At 34.5% G+C, this 21,797-nt stretch carries 30 protein-coding genes and 1 tRNA gene; 6 read left to right on the forward strand and 25 right to left on the reverse strand.

All coding sequences use genetic code 11. The features are described from left to right. Nucleotides 1–20: 20 nt before the first annotated feature. Complete coding sequence (locus AHA02nite_RS05810) at nt 21–281, reverse strand: hypothetical protein (protein WP_146815283.1); 261 nt, start codon at nt 279–281, stop codon at nt 21–23. A 164-nt stretch (nt 282–445) separates the two neighbouring features. Here AHA02nite_RS05810 and AHA02nite_RS05815 point away from each other — a divergent pair, with 164 nt between their 5' ends. Beyond that, nucleotides 446–790 (forward strand): DUF6176 family protein, encoded by a 345-nt coding sequence (locus tag AHA02nite_RS05815; protein WP_146815285.1) that lies wholly within the window; start codon nt 446–448, stop codon nt 788–790. Between the two features lie 12 nt (nt 791–802). After that, nucleotides 803–988, forward strand: a complete 186-nt coding sequence (locus tag AHA02nite_RS05820) for a hypothetical protein (RefSeq protein ID WP_146815287.1) — start codon at nt 803–805, stop codon at nt 986–988. 36 nt (nt 989–1,024) lie between these two features. On the opposite strand, the gene AHA02nite_RS05825 is transcribed toward AHA02nite_RS05820, so the two are convergent. Beyond that, on the reverse strand, nt 1,025–1,216 hold the full coding sequence (locus AHA02nite_RS05825; RefSeq protein WP_146815289.1) for a hypothetical protein: 192 nt from the start codon (nt 1,214–1,216) through the stop codon (nt 1,025–1,027). Between the two features lie 100 nt (nt 1,217–1,316). On the opposite strand from AHA02nite_RS05825, the gene AHA02nite_RS05830 reads away from it, so the two are divergent. Further along, nucleotides 1,317–1,388: transfer RNA gene (locus tag AHA02nite_RS05830), tRNA-Val, on the forward strand. 132 nt (nt 1,389–1,520) lie between these two features. On the opposite strand, the gene AHA02nite_RS05835 is transcribed toward AHA02nite_RS05830, so the two are convergent. The 8 genes from AHA02nite_RS05835 to AHA02nite_RS05870 all read right to left on the reverse strand — a co-directional run bounded on the left by AHA02nite_RS05835 (nt 1,521) and on the right by AHA02nite_RS05870 (nt 8,369). Then, complete coding sequence (locus AHA02nite_RS05835; RefSeq protein WP_146815291.1) at nt 1,521–2,594, reverse strand: MAE_28990/MAE_18760 family HEPN-like nuclease; 1,074 nt, start codon at nt 2,592–2,594, stop codon at nt 1,521–1,523. Nucleotides 2,595–2,597: 3 nt separating this feature from the next. Continuing rightward, nucleotides 2,598–3,794 carry a DUF262 domain-containing protein gene (locus tag AHA02nite_RS05840; RefSeq protein WP_146815293.1) on the reverse strand — a complete coding sequence of 399 codons (1,197 nt, stop codon included), beginning with the start codon at nt 3,792–3,794 and terminating at the stop codon, nt 2,598–2,600. Between the two features lie 150 nt (nt 3,795–3,944). After that, nucleotides 3,945–5,612, reverse strand: a complete 1,668-nt coding sequence (locus AHA02nite_RS05845) for a GmrSD restriction endonuclease domain-containing protein (RefSeq protein WP_146815295.1) — start codon at nt 5,610–5,612, stop codon at nt 3,945–3,947. A gap of 169 nt (nt 5,613–5,781) precedes the next feature. After that, the gene (locus AHA02nite_RS05850) at nt 5,782–6,033 is read right to left on the reverse strand and encodes an HNH endonuclease (protein ID WP_146815297.1); all 252 of its coding nucleotides are present in this window, start codon (nt 6,031–6,033) and stop codon (nt 5,782–5,784) included. A 45-nt stretch (nt 6,034–6,078) separates the two neighbouring features. Beyond that, nucleotides 6,079–7,107 (reverse strand): competence protein CoiA family protein, encoded by a 1,029-nt coding sequence (locus tag AHA02nite_RS05855; RefSeq protein WP_146815299.1) that lies wholly within the window; start codon nt 7,105–7,107, stop codon nt 6,079–6,081. Nucleotides 7,108–7,245: 138 nt separating this feature from the next. After that, a complete protein-coding gene (locus tag AHA02nite_RS05860; protein WP_146815301.1) occupies nt 7,246–7,551 on the reverse strand; it encodes a hypothetical protein in 306 nt (101 codons plus the stop codon). Between the two features lie 41 nt (nt 7,552–7,592). Further along, nucleotides 7,593–8,009 (reverse strand): NUDIX hydrolase, encoded by a 417-nt coding sequence (locus AHA02nite_RS05865; protein ID WP_146815303.1) that lies wholly within the window; start codon nt 8,007–8,009, stop codon nt 7,593–7,595. A 33-nt stretch (nt 8,010–8,042) separates the two neighbouring features. Then, the gene (locus AHA02nite_RS05870) at nt 8,043–8,369 is read right to left on the reverse strand and encodes a hypothetical protein (protein WP_146815304.1); all 327 of its coding nucleotides are present in this window, start codon (nt 8,367–8,369) and stop codon (nt 8,043–8,045) included. A 121-nt stretch (nt 8,370–8,490) separates the two neighbouring features. Between AHA02nite_RS05870 and AHA02nite_RS15080 the strand changes: the two genes are divergently transcribed. Continuing rightward, nucleotides 8,491–8,655 (forward strand): hypothetical protein, encoded by a 165-nt coding sequence (locus tag AHA02nite_RS15080; RefSeq protein WP_170235985.1) that lies wholly within the window; start codon nt 8,491–8,493, stop codon nt 8,653–8,655. A 40-nt stretch (nt 8,656–8,695) separates the two neighbouring features. Here AHA02nite_RS15080 and AHA02nite_RS05875 read toward each other — a convergent pair whose 3' ends face one another. The 15 genes from AHA02nite_RS05875 to AHA02nite_RS05940 form a co-directional block, all read right to left on the reverse strand. Next, nucleotides 8,696–9,130, reverse strand: coding sequence for a VOC family protein (locus tag AHA02nite_RS05875; protein ID WP_146815306.1), 435 nt, complete (start codon nt 9,128–9,130; stop codon nt 8,696–8,698). Nucleotides 9,131–9,153: 23 nt separating this feature from the next. After that, nucleotides 9,154–9,420, reverse strand: coding sequence for a DUF3953 domain-containing protein (locus AHA02nite_RS05880; RefSeq protein ID WP_146815308.1), 267 nt, complete (start codon nt 9,418–9,420; stop codon nt 9,154–9,156). Between the two features lie 181 nt (nt 9,421–9,601). Further along, nucleotides 9,602–10,144 (reverse strand): hypothetical protein, encoded by a 543-nt coding sequence (locus AHA02nite_RS05885; RefSeq protein WP_146815310.1) that lies wholly within the window; start codon nt 10,142–10,144, stop codon nt 9,602–9,604. 71 nt (nt 10,145–10,215) lie between these two features. Further along, nucleotides 10,216–10,611 (reverse strand): hypothetical protein, encoded by a 396-nt coding sequence (locus AHA02nite_RS05890; protein ID WP_146815312.1) that lies wholly within the window; start codon nt 10,609–10,611, stop codon nt 10,216–10,218. Between the two features lie 13 nt (nt 10,612–10,624). Further along, nucleotides 10,625–11,191: a GNAT family N-acetyltransferase gene (locus AHA02nite_RS05895; RefSeq protein ID WP_146815314.1), complete on the reverse strand. Its 567-nt coding sequence runs from the start codon at nt 11,189–11,191 to the stop codon at nt 10,625–10,627. Next, nucleotides 11,188–11,529 carry a hypothetical protein gene (locus tag AHA02nite_RS05900; RefSeq protein WP_146815316.1) on the reverse strand — a complete coding sequence of 114 codons (342 nt, stop codon included), beginning with the start codon at nt 11,527–11,529 and terminating at the stop codon, nt 11,188–11,190. Before AHA02nite_RS05900 ends, AHA02nite_RS05895 begins: the two co-directional genes overlap by 4 nt. Before the next feature lie 25 nt (nt 11,530–11,554). After that, entirely contained in the window at nt 11,555–12,043 is a 489-nt protein-coding gene (locus AHA02nite_RS05905; protein WP_146815318.1) for an NUDIX hydrolase, read from the reverse strand. A gap of 444 nt (nt 12,044–12,487) precedes the next feature. Further along, on the reverse strand, nt 12,488–12,634 hold the full coding sequence (locus AHA02nite_RS15085; RefSeq protein ID WP_170235987.1) for a hypothetical protein: 147 nt from the start codon (nt 12,632–12,634) through the stop codon (nt 12,488–12,490). A 128-nt stretch (nt 12,635–12,762) separates the two neighbouring features. Further along, on the reverse strand, nt 12,763–13,083 hold the full coding sequence (locus AHA02nite_RS05910) for a hypothetical protein (RefSeq protein ID WP_146815320.1): 321 nt from the start codon (nt 13,081–13,083) through the stop codon (nt 12,763–12,765). A gap of 184 nt (nt 13,084–13,267) precedes the next feature. Continuing rightward, the gene (locus tag AHA02nite_RS05915) at nt 13,268–13,771 is read right to left on the reverse strand and encodes a hypothetical protein (RefSeq protein WP_146815322.1); all 504 of its coding nucleotides are present in this window, start codon (nt 13,769–13,771) and stop codon (nt 13,268–13,270) included. A 187-nt stretch (nt 13,772–13,958) separates the two neighbouring features. Beyond that, entirely contained in the window at nt 13,959–15,212 is a 1,254-nt protein-coding gene (locus AHA02nite_RS05920; RefSeq protein ID WP_146815324.1) for an amidohydrolase family protein, read from the reverse strand. A gap of 179 nt (nt 15,213–15,391) precedes the next feature. Then, nucleotides 15,392–15,946: a hypothetical protein gene (locus AHA02nite_RS05925; RefSeq protein WP_146815326.1), complete on the reverse strand. Its 555-nt coding sequence runs from the start codon at nt 15,944–15,946 to the stop codon at nt 15,392–15,394. A 104-nt stretch (nt 15,947–16,050) separates the two neighbouring features. Then, nucleotides 16,051–18,090, reverse strand: a complete 2,040-nt coding sequence (locus AHA02nite_RS05930; RefSeq protein ID WP_146815328.1) for a TRAP transporter permease — start codon at nt 18,088–18,090, stop codon at nt 16,051–16,053. Beyond that, nucleotides 18,087–18,551, reverse strand: a complete 465-nt coding sequence (locus AHA02nite_RS05935) for a DUF1850 domain-containing protein (RefSeq protein WP_146815330.1) — start codon at nt 18,549–18,551, stop codon at nt 18,087–18,089. The genes AHA02nite_RS05930 and AHA02nite_RS05935 overlap by 4 nt, the downstream gene beginning before the upstream one ends. Continuing rightward, nucleotides 18,541–19,527 (reverse strand): TAXI family TRAP transporter solute-binding subunit, encoded by a 987-nt coding sequence (locus AHA02nite_RS05940; protein ID WP_146815332.1) that lies wholly within the window; start codon nt 19,525–19,527, stop codon nt 18,541–18,543. Before AHA02nite_RS05940 ends, AHA02nite_RS05935 begins: the two co-directional genes overlap by 11 nt. Nucleotides 19,528–19,830: 303 nt before the next feature. Between AHA02nite_RS05940 and AHA02nite_RS05945 the strand changes: the two genes are divergently transcribed. After that, the gene (locus tag AHA02nite_RS05945; RefSeq protein ID WP_146815334.1) at nt 19,831–21,477 is read left to right on the forward strand and encodes a DUF2075 domain-containing protein; all 1,647 of its coding nucleotides are present in this window, start codon (nt 19,831–19,833) and stop codon (nt 21,475–21,477) included. After that, the gene (locus AHA02nite_RS05950) at nt 21,470–21,772 is read left to right on the forward strand and encodes a nucleotide pyrophosphohydrolase (protein ID WP_146815385.1); all 303 of its coding nucleotides are present in this window, start codon (nt 21,470–21,472) and stop codon (nt 21,770–21,772) included. Before AHA02nite_RS05945 ends, AHA02nite_RS05950 begins: the two co-directional genes overlap by 8 nt. Nucleotides 21,773–21,797: the final 25 nt, after the last annotated feature.

The raw sequence follows: 21,797 nt of genomic DNA on the forward strand, positions 1-21,797 counted from the left end.
CTTTAAAAACTCTTTCACCTTCAAAAAAGCCACAAATAACTAACGATTATAACGACAATCGCACTAAACATATAAACAAACTGCAAAGCCATTGAAAAAAGTAACTGATTTTGCACGAAATTAATAAATATAATTAATAATAAGAACCCTAAAAAACCTGCTAATTGTAACCCAATATGTAAATTCTCAATCCATGTAAACCCAACAATAAGCCCAAAAATAATTATGCCAATATAGCCTAGTAATACAAAAAAGTATTGTCCATTTCGACTCACTCGCAAGTTAAACACCACCTTCATCCCTTAATATACTAGACCGCCAACTAGCCGCCAACTATATTTTTAAAATTTTCCATATAATTTTTCTTAAAGTCCAAAATATTATTAAAATAATATACAACTCTGTTAAAATAGAATTAGTTTACTGGATAAAGGTGGCAATAATGATGATCATTGAACTAACCCGCTTTCGAGTAAAAGAAGGAAAAGAGCACCGCGTTGATGAATGGCTGGAATTTTTAAATGAGCATATGGAAGATGTGCTGCTCACATTAGAAGATGAGAAGATGTACGTCGAAAATATATTCCGCGAAACAGTCGATGGCGTCGACTACTTATACTGGTATTCTATTGAAGGTGAAGGTGGTCAAGATGTTGAGGACTCAGAACATTGGGTTGATCAGAAACATTTAAAGTATTGGAAAGAGTGTATCGATGAAACTTATGAACCTGTTGATCTAGACTTAGAAGTGACAATGATCCCAAAACGCATTCGTGAGAACTTATTTTAAGGGAGTGTTAACATGGATACAAAACAACTAGATACATTGTTCTTCATCGCCATATCCATTAGCGTCCCGTTATGTATTTTAATTCCGATATTAGATATTATCTTTAGTCTGCCTCCTGTCGTATTATATACGTTACTGCCATTCGGCATCATTCTTGCATTAATTGCCGTTGTGGCATCTGTCCTAAGAATACGCTAATAAAAAAACGTACCGAGCTCAACTCGATACGTTCTTTTATTGCTTCTTCAATTCTTTAAACATAAGTATTGCACGCTTTCCATAAATAAACGCAAGCGCACCAAGCGCAATAACGAAAATCGCCGCGAACGCGATCAATAAGTAACTTAAATATTGAGGAACACTCACCGCTACAGCTGCTACGATCAATGCACCGAGTAGTAAGTACGTGAACATACGTGGTAGCATATAATTTGTACCTCCAACTTCTCAAAAAGTATTGACATTCTCATTATAAGCTATTATATTATTAGTTGTCGATAATTTAAATGTGACACTTTCATAACACGACTCCGTAGCTCAGCGGGAGAGCACTTGCTTGACAGGCAAGGGGTCGGTGGTTCGAATCCACTCGGAGTCACTGGGTGCCAAACCCCACTAGACCCCCTCGCCGTAACGGCCCGGGGGTCTTTTCAATTCTAAAATATTTTTGTATATTCAATTAAAACACTTAAAAATAGTACGTGTGGGCACATATTGGCCACATGGTATATTAATTAGTTGTTATCATATAAAGAGTATACCCAGGTGTCACTTTACAATCAAAACCAATTCCTACATCTATGCCACCCTCACCATTGATTTCAAGATTATCATAAGATTCGTTATTAATTTGCATAGATTGGATAACTGCATAACTATAATCACTTTGACCTTTATCAATAAAAATCTTATCCCCTTTGTTCAGGTTGATATTCGAAAGTTTAATCCCTACAATTTTATCAGTTATTTGCTTAAAAGGGGTTCCAACTTCTATAAGATTGTCTCCTTTTTCAATTAAATAAGGTATTAATTGCACATTTAATAGATCATTTATAGATTTCACTAGATTATTAATGTAATCCATATACCTACTCAATTCGTCTATGCCCAATATGTCATCTTCTTCAGCACCATGTGAAATTCTATTTCTTCTTTCAGCTAAATCATCTAGTATGTCAAAACAATTTTCAACTGGTATTTCAATTTCATCAAGATACTTTCTAAAAGTACCATTAGATTGTTTTAATAAAGATGTTAGATTTGAAATTCCCACAGTTTTGAAGAATTCGTTTAAAGATTTTCCTCTAAAGTTGTATGAATGTTGAGTAAAAGCCTCACTATTCAATCTATATTTTTTATCTCCTTTACAATTAGCACAACTATAAAGGTTAGAAATTATTGTTTCTTTAGTAATTATATCTTTATATTTAGGCAAATTTAAGCTACTTATCAATTGAGCTGATAACTCATAGTGATTGTTGATTATCTCTACTGGTAGACTGCTATACTTTGGTATACTTTTCTTCAAGAAATCAATATACTCTATAATACTATTTTCAATATATCTCTCAAATAATCCATATAAGTTAATAATAATACTGGTATACTCATATATCCTGATATCTTTATCAAAATTAAATTTCAATTGTTGTTTGATATCTTCAAATATTTCATATTCGTCAGAAGAAATATGGCCACTTATTCTCTTAATTTTTGCAAATAGTTCTCTATTATTTTTAATGCCTGTTATATATTTATTTAACTTATCTGTACCGTGATTAAATTCAATTATTGAGTATTCCATATGCTACCTCAAGTAACTAGTGAAAAAATCTTGCATCTTTTCGATTCTATTCTTCACATCACTTTGGCCTGTATTTCTTCCTCCGAAAATATCGTAATATTCTTTGTAAAATTCTTTTATATCTTCATTGATCTTTTCCTTTTGACTAACAAGCATATCTTTTCGGTCAATAAAGTCACTTAAAACATACATCATGGGATCATATATAACTTTTGTAGGTCTGTTATAGAGAATCCATTTATTTTTTCTCTCTCTGTATAAACAAAATGCATCTTCTTCAAAAATACTATAAACTAATTCACATGTCTCCGTAAATAATGTTTTATATTCATTTAAAACTTCTGCAGGAAATAAATTCCCTTGTTGAAGAAAACGATCTAAAAACTCTGTAAGAGTGATTTTTTCCCATTTTTCAATATGCCTGAATGCAAAAAATCTTAATACTAATTCAACATCTTGCATTTTTTTGTAGGATGGATTATTAATTAATTCTTTAGGAGGATTGCCATCCAATTCTCCTTGTGTCACTTCAGGTAGATTCCACATTTTGCAAAAGTGCTCATTTCTTGATAATTCCATACAAACACTATTCAGAGGGCCATTATATAATGCATTTCTTGTTTCCTGAGGTTCCAACCTTTCTCCCCCACTGTTTATTCTTTCAAAAACTAATTGTTTCAACCTTTGAGATTCTTTTTCAGATTTTGCGGTTTCTTTCAATAATATCATTGAAGATAAATATCTCCTGTCAATTCCTCTCTTTACCTGAGTTGGTAATTCAGAATACTTACACCCATTCAATTCTTTCCATTCTTCTAAGCCATTAAGTTCGAAACCATCTTTATAAAACTCGTAAATTGCAGTCAACCTTTGAAGACCATCCATTACTTCATATTCGGAAAAATCAATTTCATAAAGGAAAATAGGAGGTATAGGAACGTTCATTATAAATGATTCAATTAATCTGGATTTTTTTTCAGTACTCCATCTATGTCTTCTTTGAAATTCAGGGTCTAAAATGTAATCTTCACTTTCGACTATTGACGGAACTGTAGTCAATTGAAACCTTCCTTGCTCAGTAACAATTCTTACTTCACCTTTTGTATATTTTTCATTAACTTTTTCCTCATCCATTGTCATTCCATTTCCGTTATCATCTGTTTCAATTTCAATATGTTCATCTTTAATTAAATCTTTCATTAAATCAACTCCTATAAGCCTCAAAGATTTTGAGTATTTATTTTTCACCATTCAAGGTATTCAAATAGATAAAATTTCTTACTGAGATTTATCACAAATAACCAAATTGCTAAAGCGGATACTATATTTATATTTACCACTTTCTATAACTTAGTATATCAACACATTAAACCTATTAATAATTAACTTTTTCCTTTCTTCAATAAATTGCTCATAATTCTCAACCTTCCATAATTCTTTATCTCTAGGAATCAGGTGCATATCAAGATACTCTTCCGATTTATCAGCAAACCATATCTCAGGCAATTGATTACTTTTGCCACCTGCTCCGTTTTCTTGTTGTGTTAGTAACATACAATTTGCTATCTGATCCCTGTCTTTCTTTTTGTATGACAATACTTCTCTCCCTGATTGAGGATTAACTTCTTTTACCTTTTGAAGCTCACTTTGAGGGAAGATATGATCGATTTGCGGTTTATTATTTTGAAATGCAGGATGATAAGCAAAACCTTTATACCATAAATTGAAGATTAAATGGATGTTTTTAGAATCATAATGTAAATCAAGTATCGTGTCCTCACTCACTTGTAAATTACGACCGCTTCTTCTAATAGCTTCAAAGATATCTTCGACGTTAAATTCTTTTGTTTTTCGAATTGTATCAACACATCGATCAATTACGTTATCAGGACTTCCGCTGAATGATCCTGTTAATAATGTTTTCAAAATGTATTCATCTAATCTTTTAACACTACTCCATTTGTCCTTGAAATGATATCTGAAGTAAATTATCGGTATTAAGCCAAGATAGGAAGTTAAAGCTTTATCTGACCGTAGATATGTTTTTCCATACAGAAAATCTCTAACATCGTTTATAGCATTAGCGATATCATCCCATTTTTCCGATATATTCTCCCTAGTACTTTCTTCACGGAATTTAGGTACACTGTATGCTGCACCTTTATTTAATAACGTTAAACATGTTTTGAGTACAAAATCTCGGTTAAACTTATACCCTGTATTATTTAATTCCTCTAGTAGTTCTTCCATATTTTCATCTGCTTCTTCCCAACTTGAAGACAATAATGAGAAAAGCAAATCTGATTTACCTAAGACAGTACCGCCAGAATTAGCTCGTATAAAGATTTCAACTACATCATCCTCCGTGTACGCTTCTGGGTTATCAATGCTATCTAATTCTTGATAAATTAGTGTTTCATCAGAAGTAAAAACTTTTAAGATATTTGATATGTTTTTACTGATTTTCTTTGTTTCATCTTTTGACAATTCGTAATCAGCCGCTTCAATGACTTCCTCAGTAATGTCATAAGAATCACCACGATTAAAGACAATGTTTTTAAATTTTATCCATGGAAATTCAACATTCTTTTGGTTTAAAAACTTAAACTGGTATCGTATATCGTCAGGTTTAGTTAAATCACCACTTAAAATGTTTAAATATAGCTCTTTTCCTTCATAACTACCTTTTAATCCAATATATAAACTTTGTAACCTCTGTTGTCCATCAAGAACCAATTGTTTTACTTTGTGATCTTCTTGCAGTACGTAGAAATCCGTTAACTTCAACTTTTTCTTATAATCTCTCATAAATTGTCTTCTTTTAAGGTTGCTTTTAGTCTTCCAAACTAGAAGTGTACTTATTGGATATTCACGTAAAATTGAATCAAATAGTCTTTCAATTTGCTCTTCTTTCCAAACAAAGGGCCTTTGAATATTAGGTAGCCAAAATCCCCCATCGGCTTCCTCGTTATTTAGATAATTAACCATTTTTCTAATAGTTTCTTTTTGGTTTTTCATTCATATCCTTCTCCCTTTAGCTCCTCCCCGCCAAAACGGCCCGGGGAACTTTTTATGTTTAAAATGATTAAATAATTACAACGGAAAATCACCTATTGTCACGTCACAATTTGTTACAATACTTATTCTAAATAAATCTACTACACAAAATTCATGTTATGTGAGCATACTATGGTAAATAGTACCTTATAAAAAGACTTGCACCTTTGCCTTTTTTAGGTGATTCTAATACTTCATCATTTTCATTCATATGTTCATACATTACATCACAGCAGCTAGGCATATTGTGGTTCGCTCCAGGGTAACCACCTATTTTTTTATGAAGTTCTCTTGACGATATATCAACATAGCCTTTATCAAGAACCTTTGCATCTTCAATAGACTCAAGAAATGCTTCTCTAAACTGATCTTTCTTGTACATAAGTAACTCCTCCAGGACGTTTGACTTCATTTAGTAACTGTCTATTTAAAATAATGTTAATTGGTTACGTTTATAGTGATGGTCCAAAGTGCTTTTATGTAATTGTTTAATATCATTGAAACTTTTTTTGTTTAGTTCTTTACTATTAATATATAGTCTTAAATCTTTATGAATTTCAATCATTTCATCAATTAATTCTAACTTAAGCTGTTCTTCCCTTTCTATTTTATCAAGGTATGCTGAGGGATTCCTTGCATAATTTTTTAAATCCTTATAACTTTTAATTCGGCTTTTATAAGAACATTTGATAAACTTTTCTTCTAACAATATCCCCATACAAAATTCGCATTCTGAACACTTTTCATATGAAATTCTATCTCCATTTTCTTTAGGGCATCTAGGGCCAAAATTTGAAGAAGGATCTTGCTCATAATAGTTGTTGTTATAGTAACAATTTAAATATTGAACTACATTTCTATTTTTGCTCAACGTCTCTATTTTTTCTAGTTCCATGTTTAACATCCATTTTTTATTTGAAGGATTATTTATTATATCGTCATCTAATTTTTCCTTAATGAAGTTTCTTTTATATTCTTTCAAATCTATTTCTAGGATTGACACACCTTTTCTTCTCACTTTTTCAATTTTTAATTGAGAAGTTTCATGAGTAACAGTGATCTCAATCATTAGCTTTTTGCCATTGATAACAACGAACACATCAGGAATGACTCCATCTTGATAACTTTCTAATATAACTTCGTCAAAATTCAACTCTTTCTCTTCAGTTAAAGTCCAATAATTGTTTGTCCCCTCAATTCTCCACCTAACCTTAGGTATTATAATTTTTCTATTTTGATTCAAAATATCCTTAGCAGCTATATGAAGTGCAGTTTCAAATGCATTATTGCAATTCTCATTAGAATGAGAGAAATGATGTACTGTTTTTGGACCTTTTTTTGCTATTAAAGGCTGTTTACATGACGGACAAACACATCCACACGCCAAACCGCGTTTTACATCATCAATATATACTAACCTATCATTCCTTAATCCGAATGGTAGTTTCACGTCCATTTAACTCACTCCACCCAAACATATTTTAATAATGCTATAAACTAATATTTTGGTTTCAAACCACGACCGCAATTAAAGAGGTATAAAGAGCAGCCATAACTTTTCTTCTAAACATTTGAACACCTCTTGTTTATCGCATCAACTAGCTAAACTTCTTCTATGGATCAGCATCAAAATTAACCAAGACACAATGATATATACAATATACAACACAAACACTAGTACTAGATTAAGGATCACTCCCATAGTACCCGCGAAATGTTCAGCCGCAGCAGATTGGTACCATGGAAAAACAAACAAAAGTAATACAAAACTTACAAGAAAAACCGTGCTTAAGCCATCCTTATAATCCTTTCTTTTCTTCATGACTATAAGGCCAAGTGGAAAACTTATGACGACAATAGCCACTAAGAAGATGATAAATAATAAATTAACCGTATCCATATTAAATCTCCTAACTCACTCAAAAATCTCTTAATCTATTACTATAATTTTACATCCGCAAGTTCTACATTCTCTTTTAGGTAGTCTGGTGCATCAGAATGGGATAAAATCTCAGAAGTTGTCATCCAGATCACCTCATCAACTTCATCACTGCTCTTAGCATAAGCCTCTCCAGATTCGTGTTGGCATAGGAATACAATGTCGATCACATTTAGGTCCTTGTCAGTGACGAATGAGGAGCTATTCACATACTTAGAAACCTCTACTTCAATGCCTACTTCTTCTAGTATTTCTCTATGTAAAGTTCTTTCTAAAATATCTCTGGAGTTCCCCTCGATCTCACATTTTCCACCAACAAGTGAAAGTAACCCACCAGCGTGTTCTTCTTTTTCGCTTCTTCGTATTAATAGCCATTTTCCATCACTATGAATGGCACCTTCTACATTTACTATGAACATAATTCCAACCCCTTTTTCCCAACGCCATGTTGTTTATATCGATAATGACAAGATATAAAATGATACGCCAAAACCGAATATTGTAGCTATGAGCAAAAATGTAAAATGCTCTTTCTTCTTTGCAACTAACATTTCAACAAGTTCAATGACATTAGTTAATCCCCAACAAAAGAACATTCCAAAAAGTAATAAACCAGGAAATTCAGTTGAAGAATCAGCGCTTACTAACCCTGAAGTAGATATAAAAATAACCTGAATGGCAAAATAAATGGATAAAGCACTAAAGAAAGCCTTCAAGGCAAATAAAAACTTATTACTTTGTTTATATTTCTCTTTGACCCTGGCCAACACACTCAACAACTGTCCCCACCCTCCGATTGTTAATTGAATATTCCTAAAATTAATGTTAACATAAAATTCCAACCAACACTAAGTTCATTCTTACTTCCAAAGTGACTTTTTCTATAAGGAGTTGATCAGTTTGAGTGATGAGTTGTTTCAATGGATTAACGGTAAAAAAACAGATGCCCATTTGCATGATCTAAGTGAAGAAGATAGTAAAGAATTTGTGGAAAGAATCAACAAAATGTATCGACACGACCGTGACACTTACGTACCGTCTCATAAAAAAGATCAAAACAAATAAAGGCACGCTAATAGCTAGCGTGCCTTCCTCTTTACCTTCATTAATTTTTCTTCTGCTCTTCCCACAGTTGCAAACGCTCTTCATGGCTCACTTCTTTATGAACTTGATGCAACATCCATACGTAACCGAAAGGATCCATAAATATAGCATTGGAAACACCGTGATCTGGAAGTTCAGTTACTGGCTGAATCTCTGTGCACTCCATTTCCATTGCTTTTGAGTACGTTTCATTAATGTCTGGGACCGTTACGTTTACCCAACTCGTTTTTGGGTGGTCTGGCTTTGGTGCAATTAGATAAAAATCAGGATTTTCATCCAACAAATGAAATTGAACCTCGTACAATTTGAAGACTGCTTCATTTTCACCACGAGGAAGGTTTGAAACTTCGACACGTTTTACCTCAAATACTTTCTCGTACAAATCTAATGCTTTCAAGCTGTCTTTTACAACTAAATCAATTTCTACACCAACCATAAGTCACACTCCAATTAGAAATTTTATCTTATAACAAGACTTGATGTTAGCCACAACACATAGATCGCTGCACCTGCTGTAAACAGTGACGTTACAACAAGAATAATAGATAATGCTATTCGTTTCTTTTCAAACTGCTCGAATCCTAAAGTAGCTATTAAAAAGCTTAATGATAACAGCAATAAAGTTAAAACAATCCCAACAGATGGGTTAAACAAAAACGGCACAACAAGAATTAAAGTTAAAACAGCAAAAATTATTTTAATTGGCTTAAAATCAAATGTTTCCATAAATCTACTCCTAACATCTTAAATAAATACACAAATATATCCAGGAGGTCGTGCTTTACTTTCAATCATGACCACACCCTCCCACAAGGTAACCTTTCACTTCTATTTTACCACAAATCTCTTAACACCCATTCAAAAACATAAAAAAAGCACACCCTTTGAAAGCGTGCTTTATACTGCACTATTCCTCTATATAAATCTCAATTTCATCCTCATATTTCTCAACTAATGCGGTTGTTACACCATAGATTGATTGTTCAATTTCATTTGAATCTGGGTCATCAATTTTCTCTAAAAAGTAACGATCTTGATAAACCGTGCGCTCTGCACTTGCTCGTGAGAAAGCTTCGTGATATTCTTCAGGCTCCATATCAAACCGCTCAGCCTGTTCTTCAACGAAAGCTCTCATTCTCTCTGCCGCTTCAGGATCAAGATCATCAAAAGGATAAGACGGATCAGCTTCAACGTAGCTTTCAACGTCATCTGATAAATCGATTCCCATTTCATTCCTAACCTCATCAATAATTAACTCATCTACAATATACATTTCAACCGAATTGCGCAAGTTTTCATCATGAACATTAAACACAAAACGTACGTCACCAACTGTAATCTCTTCACCTTTTACAACAGCAGCCGTATCATCATGACTATATCCAGAATCTGAACATGCTACAACTAAACTTATACTTATTATCATAACTAAAAATATTACTTTACGCATCTTGCCACCTCTTTTGAAGCTATTAAATCACTGATTTCATTGTATCATAGAATAAGCTTCAATCACCTTCATCAGTCCTCTAACTCCAACACCATTGATTCATTGTTGTCTTCCCATCTAATACTGACATCAATTTGTGCATCTTCCTGTGTGACTTGACAACCAACACAACTCCCAACCGAGATATTGAGTACACCATTACTCATAAACCTATTTTCCGCCATGCTAGAGCTAGTCACACCATCAACCGAATAACTAATGTTTTCTGGTGGTTCACCTTCACCAATATACTCCATTATTAGACTGACGTTTTCACTATCTCCACCTCTAATCGAAACAAAATACTCAACTTCCCAGTGATCTGTTTTGTCTTTAAAGGAAAGTTCCTCATAATCTGAATAACATGCTGTGAGAACTAAGCTTGTTAAAACTAATGCCATAACTATTAAAATACTATTACTTTTCATACTTTATCACCTTTTAAATCGAATTCTTAAAGTAAACTAAGTTATCCGTCCAATCACCAAATTCATAGATAAATCCTTTTCTCGTGCACTCATACTCCATTCCAACACGCTCTGCCAATTGAAAAGACGCCTCATTATCCACGTTAATATGCGCTTCAATACGGTGGTAGTTTAAATGTTTATGACCTATTTCGAGTGCTTCTTTAACCGCTTCTTGACCGTATCCATTGCGCCATTGATGATTGTGAATTGAATACCCAATACTTCCCCATTGGAAGTTATCTCGTACAAGCGTTGAGAAATCTACCATTCCAATATGAACGCCGTCCGTTTTTCTAAACAGACCAAAAACAAACGCTGTATCTGAAATGGCCAACTCCTGATGCTTGTCCACTAAATCACGAAACCATTCTTCTGTACAATTACTCATGTCTCGCTTGCCTTCATCATGACGGTGCTGTGAAGGCTTTCGACTTTCAAATCCATCGAGCCAACTTTCGTAATCAGATTTCTCTAAGGGCTTAATAATTAACCGACCAGTTTCTGACACAATATCAAAAGTTTTTTCAACTATTTTCAATGAGACATCTCCTTCGTATTACTTGTACTTGACTTCCATAGTTTAAACAGTCCAACGACTAAAAAAGTAAATGCTATTAATTCTAAAACCCTAGGAATATAACTAGTCCACATTACATACTCTCCCATAGTCATCCCCATTGGCGGACCATGTTCTTGGAAGTAACGCATTATAGTAATACTTGTCGCAAAAGTAATTTGGTATAGTTCACTAATTAAGAGCAATAAGAAAAAATAAAAACCACCAGTAAAAGAAAGTTTTCTAGAGATGATTAGCCCAACGATTAACAAAACAACCGTTGCGACCAGAATTAATACATTTACAAATTCCAATAACAATATAGCCCCACCTTTTAAACCTTAACTATTTTAATACCTTCCATTCATTAAAACACTCAGCCTCGATCGTTAGTTTCTTAGTTTTCATCCAATCAAATGCCTTCAGAACTAACGGAGAAGCATTATCTATAGACACTTCCTCCTCTGACACCCATAAAGCGCCAAGGGAGTCCTGACCTTTAAATTGATTTGGCTCGATTAACACTCCAGCAAATTGTCTAACTGTATAGAAAACAGCGATATGATGGACATCTGTGTGACCTTTCCACAACCAAGGCAGCTTAAAGTCAACCACACCAATATTTTCATCTATTTCAACTCGCAAGCCTGTTTCTTCATGTACTTCTCTTCTCATCGCCTCTGTTAATGACTCGCCTTCTTCTAAACTACCACCTGGCAGATCAAATCTATTAATATAAGGACCGCCATTTTTATGTATAACTAATAATTTCTCGTCTTCAATACAAAGTCCGTAGACACCGAAGGCTCGGTGGTAAATTCTATCACTGATCATTTGGACCCTCCTAAAACGGTGTTAACAAAACCAAACTCCCCCTTAATTTTAACACAAAATTCCAAAATTTAATAAACAACAAAAGACGGCCACACGCTTAATATTCACTTTTTTATTTGCTTGCAAGAGTCACCGTCAGCTGTAGTGATCTAATTTAGAATATAAGAGATCTCTTTGTTTAGTTATATAAATTTGGTGAAATAATATAATTTAATATGACAAAATTTAAGGGGGCGATCTCAATTAGTAATCAAGATTATATTAGGCAGTATATGCTTGAAAAAAGAAAGCGAATATTGGAAGATAACAGCCGAGGTACCATAAAAGTTTATAACAATGTAGGCGAACCCTATTATAAGCCATTTAGGTATTTTATAAATAAGGCGGGTCAGTCATCTGCTTTTAAATAAAATCAGAGCTTAGTCAATGACTAGCTCTTTTTGTTTAATAAACCTTTTTATTTTTAATTCTCTCTAAGACACTATAGTTGTGATTCTTTCTACTATGTTCTATTGCAGCTTTACGCCTTTTAAGGATTTCTTGTCTTATAGTCTCCCTTTCTTTTTTCCTTTCTTCAGCTTTCATTACCATTGGACTCAGCTCCTTACTTTATATTATATAACAGCAATCCCCTCTAGTCATGAAATCACTTTCAAAGTAAAAATGAAGACTTCACATTTTGTGTTACATGAACTGATCTGAATAGTAAACTTAATCAGTTATGCAAAACACACTTCCACTTCACCTTCTTTTTGAGCTGTCTCAAGACAGTTTTCAAGGAATTCTTTGATCTGCACATTGTCAGGATCATTCCCTGATAAGGTGTACTTGTTTTCGTGAGAGTGGATAAATTCTTGAAGTGCATGTTCCATCTGGGTAACAGAGAAAGTGGAGCGTGCACCAACGCCACTTACACCTCCATTATGTTCTTCTGAATCTAGTACTTTGTATAAAACATCAGCATTATAGTTCGACATACTAAAACGAGCATAAGCAATTTTTCTACCAGCATGATTATAGCCAAAAATGTCATGACCCATAGGCTTTCTCCTTTCACATAAGACCATATTCAAATTAATTAGGGAATTAACTAACGTTTGGAGTGTCAATCTTAAACGTATTAAGGTGAGTCAAACAGAGGAAATGTGAAGTCTTCAATTATAATTATATTCGAACAGGCGTTCTTGTCAACTACTAAAAAAAGAGACCATATTTGATGGCCTCTCACTCTTCTTCAACCGTTTTTTCTCGTAATTTGAACAGGATCTCAATTAACAACACTGTTGCACTTACACCTATTGCAATAGCTAGCCCTGTTTGTTCTGCCAAACCTATAATTGAACCAATTATATAAAAGGCTCCCACCCGAACTAAGAAAATGAATAATGTATATAACAGAACATGTTTAATGAAATTCTTCAGGATCAGTTCAAACAAACTATCTAATGTATATAAGTAGATGATAAAAATAACACCTAAAATCACGAGTTGACTCGTACTTAAGTTAAGAGAAAACATTATATCTATTAAACTAACAGAGCCTATAATCGCAAACGTAAAAGCGCCTACAACAACTAAAATTGGCAAAGCCAGCAGCGCAGCTACAACGACTACCATTAATGGATTCATCCGCTCAGAATAAGGTTCATTTCGGTTTTGTCGCTTGATAAAATTATAGATTAAAATAAATGAAATAGTGTAAACAGCTGTTAGTGTGATCCAAAGCATTCGGAAAACCTCTAATCAATAAGTTATTCTATTTCATTGTAACAAATATTCCCATTAAATAGTGTTATACTACGCCAAAATTTAAAGGAGCTGGACTAAGCCAACTCCTTTTTTGACGAACTTCTATTTTTAGTTTGTTCATTTATTACACAACAATTTAATTAGGGAAAATTTTCCCCTCTATAACTCAAGACTGCTTCAAGAAATCTATTTCAACTTCATTTTTTCGTGGTTCACGCTTGAAGAGATATTCACCGTTGCGAATAGATGCAAGTACTTCTGCACGCTCTCGAATTGCTTCATACGCATCTTGTGCATCTAAAACGATAAAGTTAGCAGGCTTTCCATCATTAATGCCATACTCATCGTTTACTCGCATAATGTTTGCACCGTGATATGTAATCAAGTCAAACGCCTTATTGATTTCATTAATGTGTGTATAATGCGCTAAATGGATCCCATTGTCTAAAATATTCATCATGTTACCATTTCCTAATGGATACCAGTAATCGGCAATTGAATCCTGGGCAAATGCAACATTATTGCCATTACTTAATAACTCTTTAACTCGTGTCAGACCACGGCGTATAGGGTAATTGTCACCACGCCCTTGTAGATGCGCATTTTCAGTTGGACAAGATATAAAGTTAATTTGTGATTCTTTAAATAACCCTAACATCTTATTCGCATAACTGTTTTCAACAGAACCGAAGCTACACGTATGACTTGCAGTGGTGTATTTACCATAATCCTTTTCCATAACGAGGGCATTTAACACTTCTAAAAATCGACTATTGGGATCGTCATTTTCATCACAGTGAATATCAATCATCACATTATATTTTATTGCCATGTCTACAATTCTTCTTAATGATTCAACACCATGTTCATATGAAATTTCAAAGTGAGGAATTCCTCCAGCTACATCAGCACCCATTTCAAGTGCTTGTTCCATCAGGTCTTCTGCTCCCTCATATCGATAGAACCCTTCTTGAGGAAAGGCGACAAGCTGCAATGTAACTACATCTTTCAATTCTTCACGCAGTTTAATTAACGCTTTCATACCTGTTAAATTAGGATCCGTAATATCGACGTGTGACCGAATGAATTGTACCCCTTTATTCACTTCTTTTTGGATCCCTTCAATCGCCCGCTCCCTCACCATATCTTCTGTTAACGATTTCTTATTGTCACTCCAGCGCTGGATCCCTTCAAATAGAGTACCAGAGATATTCGCGTTACCTTCACCTAATCCTGAAAAGATATAATCTAAGTGTAAATGAGGATCAACATAAGGCGGCAATACTAAACGGCCTTGTAAATCAATCACTTCATCTGCATCTTCTAAATCATTTCCTATTGCTTTAAAATGTCCGTTTTCTACTAAAATCTCTCGAGAATTTTCATCTCCATATATAGTCGCATTAATAAATTTCTTCATGTAAATGACTCCTTTTCAGTAATTGGATATGACTTTACTTAATCAATTTAACAGGAAAAGGTGCTTTTGGCATCAAAAACGCTCTTGTATCTTGCCGACTATATAAAAAATAGTTCAATTCAGAGTACAAATTGTAAGCTTGCACCCTAAACTGAACTACTAAAAAACAAAACAACTACTTATTCTATATAAACCTCGATCTCATCTTCATACTCTTCATACAAGTCATCGATGATTTGTTGCATAGTCGCATTTACGTGTTCAATGTCTTCATCCGACTGAACTTCATCAAAGTCCACGTACTCTTCAGCAAACGCAGTTGAGTATGCGCTCACCTCAGTGCGTTTCCTAGTATATTCTTCATGATACGTCTCTGGGTCCATATCAAACAATTCAGCACGCGAATCTGCAAACTGACGAATCTCATTAGCTTGATTAGTATCAACGTCTTCAGAAGGGTAAGCACCAAAAAATTGTTCGTGCTTTTCTACTTCTTCAGATACATCAATCCCCATATCTTGAGCTTCTTGCATCACAAGGTACTCCACCACATACGTTTCAACGGCATATGGCAACTCATCATCATCAACATCAAATTCAAACAATACATCACCAACCGTAATCTCTTCACCTTTAATAACCGCCGCTGTGTCATCTAGTTCATACTGAGAGCCTGTGCAGCCGGCGATTAAGATGAGGCTGGTTAGGATTGTTGTGTAGATTAGTTTTTGCATGAGATCACCTCTATTTATTTACAAGCCAACTTCCCTATCATATTATCACAAAAATAAACTAGACTCGAGGTCAGCACTTGCTAACACTCGAGTCTAGTATAGTATTAAGCTAACTTTTCATTTTTCTTACGCGCTTGAATGAAGTTCATTGCTAGAATTATAGCAACTAACGATAATCCAATCACATCTGTCGTTAAGCTTGGTACCACTGATAGTAGAGCACCTGTTAACAGCACAATCCTTAAGAATGGATTTATAAAGGTATGGAAGAAACCTTCTAAGGCCGCACTTAGAGCGACAATTCCAATAATTGCTGTTGTGACTACTAGTAAGACATCCATCATCGGTGGAAGACCAAACTCCGTTGCGTTCGTTGCAACTCCTGTTGTGTCAATCATTAATAACGTTGGATCAAACACAAACAGGTAAGGAATGATGAACCCTGCTAAAGATAGCTTCAATGCTTGGAATCCTGTAATCATTGGGTTACCACCTGACACCCCAGCACCAGCGAATGCCGCTAAAGCTACCGGCGGTGTTACGTTAGCAAAGATACCAAAGTAGAATACAAACATGTGAGCCACTAATACAGGTATACCAAATTCAGATAATGCTGGCGCTGCCATTGTTGCCGTGATGATATAAGCTGGGATGGATGGTAGCCCCATACCTAATAACATTGAAGCTAACATGGTAAAGAATAGTGTTAAGAATAATGAACCAGCACCTAAACTTTGAATAGATGAAGTCATAACTGTACCGAAACTTGTTAAGCTAACAACACCAATTATAATTCCAACTACCGCACAGGCAATCATAACAGCTAATGATTGACGAGCACCTAATACTAATGCATCCATGACATCCCTTGGTCCCATACGTGTAGCTTTTCTAAGTGAAGCGACAACAATGGTTAAAACGATTGTCCAGAATGCTGCGCGTCCTACTGGCATGTTTTGGAACAACATGACGATTAAACCTATGATCGGGATCAGTAAATGACCTCGCTCCTTCAATACTTCTCTCACTCGAGGTAAATCAGCTTTTGGAATACCTTTAAGTCCTTGTTTACCTGCACGATAGTGAACTTGCATAATAACAGCTAAATAGTATAAAACGGCTGGAATTAACGCTGCTAATGCAATTGTTCCATAGTTAATTCCTGTCGTTTCAGCCATTATGAAGGCACTTGCACCCATTATTGGTGGCAAGACTTGTCCACCTACCGAGGAGCTCGCTTCAACAGCCCCAGCGAAGTTCTTGTTATAGCCAATTTTCTTCATTAATGGAATCGTAAACGAACCAGTACTTACCGTGTTCGCAACTGCCGCTCCGTTAATACTCCCCATGAAACCACTGGAGACTGTCGCCACCTTAGCTGGACCACCTTGTCTATGTCCAGCTAACGCCATTGCGATATCATTAAAGAACTGTCCTAGGCCAGATTTTTGTAAAAACGCACCAAATAAAATAAATAAGAAAATAAAGCTCACAGAAGCTCCAATTGCTGTGGAATATAGACCTTCTGTTGTTAAATACAATTGCCCAAAAATGTCGCCCAAATCAAACTCACGTGTCATGAGTCGCATTGGTAAGAAGTCCATATGACTAAAGAATGGATATGACAAGAAGATTAAAGCAAAGACAGGTAAAATAAGTCCAGTTACACGTCTTGCCGCCTCTAAAATCAATAGGACAGTCATAATCCCTACAATAATATCCATCGTGTTAGGAATACCGCCACGCTCAGTTACAATCGCTGTATATTCCGTTAAAATATAATAACTTGAGAAAAAGCTTAAACCAAACAAAATCCAATCATAAAACGGAACTTTACTACGGTTTTGACTAGCAAAAGTTGGATAAATCAAGAAAATCAATGCAAGGCCAATCGCAACGTGAATCGAACGCTGTTGTAATGCAGGCATTGGATTAAACTGAATCCACAAATGATAAACTGAATATAGTGCAGCAATGATAAACAACGTCCAGAATATGAACTTGCGATTATCTAAATCCCTTATCTTAGATTGTTTATCGTATTTTTCTAGTATTTCTTGCTTATCTATTTCTTCGTTAGTATCTATTTCATTAGAATTATTGCCTTGTTTTTCAACAGGGTCTTTTACGTCATTTTGACTCATAATGGTTTCCCTCCCCACATATTCCAAAGATAGACTCTATGAACTTTGATCTCAATCTCACTATACGGCTCAAAAAGTTCATATAAAGGGATTTCCTTTGTATCTGTTATAATCGTTGTTTCCGTATGATCAGATACGATCATATTCATGTGACTCATCTCTCGATTTACGACCATTCGAATAAAACCATCATCACTTTCAATGATTTCACCTTCAGATGGAACACCTGCACCAAACGTCTTGAAATACGTCTCTGTTAATACGAGTTGTCTTCCATCACGTTCATAGACTTCATACCATGGTTCATTTTCAACAGAGTGAATCCAAGTTAACGTAAAAGAATCGCTATTAAGGAAATAGGTCTCACCGTCTGATTCAAATTTAATAACAGACCAGTGAAAAAAGGTTAAAAATAGGAGCACTATGATTAAAGTGCCCCTAATCAACCATTTATTGTTCATCGTAATAACGCTGCGCCCCTGGGTGAATTGGTGCAACCATTCCTTCTTGCGCATCTTCTAAGTTGATATCAGATGCTGCTTGGTGTGAATTTTCAAGTTGCTCTAAGTTCTCGAATAATGTTTTCGTTAACTCATAAACATCATCTTCGCTTAAATCAGAACGAACAACTAAAGCGTTCATAATCGCAGCTGTTTCAATTGGCTCATCATTGTTGTAAGTACCTTCTGGAATCTCCATTGAAACGAAGTACTCTTTATCTTCAGCAATTTCTTCTACTCGATCTTGTTCAATCGTTACAATCTGTAAATCAACTGATTCAGCTAATTCTAATACTGAAGAGTTTGGTAGACCACTCGTTAAGAATGCAGCATCAATTTGACCAGTGCGTAAACCATCAGCCGCTTCAGCATAACCTAAGTAATCTTCATCGATATCATCATAAGTAATTCCATGACCTTCTAAAAGCGTACGTGCGTTAACTTCTACACCTGAGTTTTGGTCACCTACAGCTACACGCTTACCTTCTAAGTCATCAAGCGTTTCAATACCACTGTCATCAGTCGTTACAACTTGTACATAGTTAGGGTACAGAGTTGCGATTTGTTGTACGTTATCAATTGAGTTGTCTTCGAAGTTTTGCTCACCTTCAACTGCTTGGCTTAATACGTCACTCATAACAAAAGCCATTTCTACACTTTCTCTATTCAGTAGATTCATATTCTCTACTGATGCACCCGTTGTTTCAGTACGAGCGTTAACACCTAATTCATCAGTATAAGCTTCCGCTAATGTTGTCGCAATAATGTTATAAGGACCAGAAGAACCACCTGTTGCAATTGTTGCAATGTTCGTATCTAATCCTTCACTGTCACCACCATCAGTGTCAGCTTGATCACCATTGTCGCCACCACAAGCAGCTAAAATTAGTGATACCGCTAACATTAATGTGAAAGCGCTTATAAATTTCTTGTTCATGAAAATCCCCTCCTGTATGTTCTTTTCATTTTTAATATTCAATGACAAAAATTATTCTATCACAGTTCACTCGACAAAATCTATTATAAATTTTTAAAAATCAGAAAGGGATTTTATTCCGAGAAAGGATTAAAAGGTATGAACTGAAGAAACACCCTCAAAGGCATGTAAAGGCCATAATATAAGCTAATCAAGATCGTAACTATCTATATATACTCATAGTCTACTCAATCTGATCTATTGTTTATACTCTTCCGTCTATCTATGTTAAGATGTAAAAAAAGATTTATGGGAGAAATTGTTATGGAAGAAGTAATCTTCGAAACTAGAAACTTTAATAATTCAGACCTAGGCCAACTACATACAATCCACCTCAACAATTATCCAATTGTTTATATCTTATATAACAGTAAAAAGCCTACTGCTTATATTGGTCAAACTGTACATGTTAATAGAAGGATTCAAGATCACTTAAGCAACCCGAAGCGAAAAGTTCATGAAAAGACCATTCTCATTGGTCATGAGAAGTTTAACCAATCTGCTACATATAATATTGAAACTAACTTGATCAACTACTTTATTGCAGATAATCACTACAAACTCCAAAATGTTAGCCAAACTGCAAATAAAAAAATGCATAACTACTATCAAAAAGAGTTCTATGATAAAAAAATCTTCCATCAAATATGGGAGAAGCTTAGAGAAGAAGAGATAGCACAAAACACTATAGAAGACTTGCAAAATAAAGACATCTATAAAATTTCACCTTATAAAGAACTTTCTGAACAACAGCTAGAAATAAAAGAAAGAGTTATTAAGTTTTGCAATGAGAATGCTAAAAAGACTGGACAACATGTTTTTATTGTAGAAGGTGATTCAGGTACTGGCAAAAGTGTTCTATTAAGTTCTTTGTTTAACACTTTACAAGATAAAGCAAATGATCCTAGTTCTAATTTATATAATACTGATAACTACTTAATCGTTAATCATAGTGAGATGTTAAAAACCTATCACAACATTGCCTACAGTTTACCTAACTTAAAAAAGAAACAATTTAAAAAGCCTACTCCATTTATTAACTCGATGGACAAAGGCAATGAAAAGGCAGATATCACTTTAGTAGATGAAGCACATTTATTACTATCCAAAGAAGACTCGTACAACAACTTCCGCTATAATAACCAATTGGACGAGATTATAAAGAGAAGTAACATAACAATTGTAATCTTTGACCCTAAACAAGTGTTGAAAATTAAAAGTTATTGGAATGAAAGACTATTACAAGAAATCACAAATCAATATAACGCTGAAACATTGAAGCTAACCCATCAGTTCCGTATGAACGCTGCACCTGAAACTTTGGATTGGATAGACCAGTTTGCTGAAAAGAATTTAAAAGCTATCCCCCATAAGGAAAGTCATAAGTTCGAATTAAAAGTGTTCAATGATCCGGAACAATTTAAACAAAAAGTGAATGATAAAAATGAACAATATGGGTTGTCCAGAATCGTTTCAACCTTTGATTACGTTCATAAAAAAGATGGTGATACATATTATGTTGACCCATCAGGTATCAACATGCCTTGGAATATTACATACGAAAACAAAACCTGGGCAGAAGAAGCTAACACGATTAATGAAGTTGGATCAATTTATACTGTTCAAGGGTTTGACTTAAATTATGTTGGTGTGATTTTAGGGCCATCAGTTAAATATGATGAAGAAAATGACAAACTCTTCATTGATACAGGTCAATACGAAGACAAAGGTGCCTTTACTTCTAGAAAAGACTTATCTTTTGAAGAAAATGAGGAGATTAAAGAAGAAATAATACTTAACTCAATTAATGTATTAATGAAACGTGGCATTCATGGTTTATATATTTACCCAACGGACCCAAAATTAAGGAGAAGACTTTTACAATTGAAGGGAATGGATCATGATGAATGATATTAATAATCTGATTAATTCTATTAACCATTTCAGAGATGAACGAAATTGGCGACAATTCCACAACCCTAAAGACTTAGCTATTTCAATTTCCATCGAGGCTGCGGAGTTATTAGAGGATTTTCAATGGAAAAGTAGTGAATCTGCATTAGATTCTAACAAAGAAAATATCCAAGAAGAAATTGCAGATGTCCTAATTTACACACTGATGCTGTGCTCAGATCTGGAACTAGATGTGGAAGAAATTATTGAGGAAAAATTGAAGAAAAATGGTGAGAAGTATCCAAGCAACTAAAACATAGGGAATAACCATAAAAACA

The sequence above is a fragment of the Alkalibacillus haloalkaliphilus genome (genome assembly GCF_007991275.1).
Lineage (GTDB): Bacteria > Bacillota > Bacilli > Bacillales > Alkalibacillaceae > Alkalibacillus > Alkalibacillus haloalkaliphilus.